This window comes from Streptomyces apricus (assembly GCF_008369065.1).
Taxonomy (GTDB): Bacteria; Actinomycetota; Actinomycetes; order Streptomycetales; family Streptomycetaceae; genus Streptomyces; species Streptomyces apricus.
This window is the reverse complement of record NZ_VDFC01000033.1, coordinates 129,033-130,789: the sequence shown is the minus strand read 5'-3', so window position 1 is coordinate 130,789 and position 1,757 is coordinate 129,033. Positions and strand designations below refer to the sequence as shown.

Genomic DNA, 1,757 nt, shown 5'->3' with positions numbered 1-1,757 from the left:
CCACCACCGCCGCCACCGCCACCGCTGCCGCCGTTGGCGGCCGCCGCGACGGGCCGGGTGTGCAGCCCGGCGAAGAACTGCCGTTCCTCGCCGATGAAGTTGACCATCGCGTACGGCGATCCGGCCAGCTCGGCGAGCCGTCGCGCGAACGCGTCGAGGGCCGGTTCCGCGTGCTCGCCGAAGCCCAGCAACCGCAGCCGGCGCGTCCTGGCGGGCGCCTCCTTGTCCTCGGGGGKGAGCAGCAGCCGACCGACCGGGCGCGGCGGGTCGTAGCTCATGTGCGGGCTCCGTGACCGGTGGCGCGCGACGGCGCGTGGGCGAGCAGGTGGCGGACGAGCGTGAGCAGGGTCTGCACCCCCGAGCTGGAGATCCGCGCGTCGCAGCGGACCACCGGCACGTCCGGGTCGAGGTCGATGGCCGACCTCACCTCCTCCGGGTCGTAGCGGAAGCCGCCGTCGAACTCGTTGACGGCGACGATGAATCCGAGGCCGCGCTGCTCGAAGAAGTCGACGGCGGCGAAGCACTCCTCCAGTCTGCGGGTGTCCGCGAGGACGACCGCGCCGAGCGCTCCTTCGGAGAGCTCGTCCCACATGAACCAGAACCGTTCCTGTCCGGGTGTGCCGAACAGGTACAGGACGTGTTCCGGATCGAGGGTGATGCGCCCGAAGTCCATCGCGACGGTCGTCTCGACCTTGTTCTCGATGCCGTCGAGGTTGTCGGTCGCCGCGCTGACCGTGGTCAGCAGTTCCTCCGTGCTGAGCGGCGCGATCTCGCTCACCGCGCCGACGAAGGTGGTCTTGCCCACTCCGAAGCCTCCCGCCACCAGGATCTTCAGCGCGGTGGGGAACGGGTCAGAGCTGTCGTCGTAGTCCATCGAGCACTGCCTCCAGAAGAGACCGGTCAGTGGGGTTGTGGTGGAACGTGGGGGCCTTGGTGGACAGCGCCCCGCAGTCGACGAGGTCGGACAGCAGCACCTTGGTGACCGCTGCGGGCAGCTTCAGGTGAGCGGCGACCTCGGCCACCGACACGGGGTCCCGGCACAGTTCGAGCGCCTGCGCGTGCTCGGGGCCGAGGTAGCCGAGGGGGGTGACGCCGGTGGCCCGCACGTGGGACAGCAGGTCGAGCGCGGTGCTGGGCCGGGTCCGGCCGTTGCTGACCTGATAGGGCCGCACCAGCCGGCCGGCCGCGCCGTCGAGCCAGGGCCCGTCACCGGCCGCGGCCACGGTCAAGGCCTCATCGCCGGCGGTTCGACGGAGTGCTGCCGCGGGGCGGTCATCAGGTACGGGCGGACGCTCTTGACCAGCATCGCCATCTCGTACCCGAGCACGGCGGCGTCGGCGTCGCGGCCGGCGAGCACGGCGAGGCAGGTGCCGGAGCCGGCGGTGGACACGAACAGCAGCGTGGAGTCCAGCTCGACGACGACCTGGCGCACGTCGCCGCCGTCGCCGAAGCGGACGCCCGCGCTGCGTCCCAGGGAGTAGAGCCCGGAGGCCAGGGCGGCCATGTGGTCGGCGCTGTCGGGGTCGAGCCCGTGCACCGATTTCACCAGGCCGTCGCAGGAGAGCAGCACGGCACTTCTGGTGTGCGGTACGCGCTGCACCAAGCCACTCATCAGCCAGTCGAGGTCGGATGCGTGGCCGGTCGGCACATCGCTCGCCATGGGGGATCGACTCCTTGAGGTACGGGGGTCCGCGGGAGCGGAGGTGGGGCTGTGGACGGGTGTGGGGGTGGCGTGGTTCATCCGGCCGGTGCACTCC

Annotated in this window: 3 protein-coding genes and 1 pseudogene; all 4 read right to left on the bottom strand. The window is 71.5% G+C overall.

Annotation, left to right across the window (positions count from 1 at the left end; all coding sequences use genetic code 11):
• Positions 1-278 (bottom strand): annotated as a pseudogene (locus FGF04_RS11560) (GAF domain-containing protein); the annotation flags it as partial.
• Positions 275-874: a GTP-binding protein gene (locus FGF04_RS11555; protein WP_149511191.1), complete on the bottom strand. Its 600-nt coding sequence runs from the start codon at positions 872-874 to the stop codon at positions 275-277. The pseudogene FGF04_RS11560 and the gene FGF04_RS11555, both read right to left, overlap by 4 nt.
• Positions 852-1,223, bottom strand: coding sequence for a DUF742 domain-containing protein (locus FGF04_RS11550; protein WP_149511228.1), 372 nt, complete (start codon positions 1,221-1,223; stop codon positions 852-854). The genes FGF04_RS11555 and FGF04_RS11550 overlap by 23 nt, the downstream gene beginning before the upstream one ends.
• A 2-nt stretch (positions 1,224-1,225) precedes the next feature.
• The gene (locus tag FGF04_RS11545) at positions 1,226-1,660 is read right to left on the bottom strand and encodes a roadblock/LC7 domain-containing protein (RefSeq protein WP_149511190.1); all 435 of its coding nucleotides are present in this window, start codon (positions 1,658-1,660) and stop codon (positions 1,226-1,228) included.
• Between the last annotated feature and the right edge of the window lie 97 nt (positions 1,661-1,757).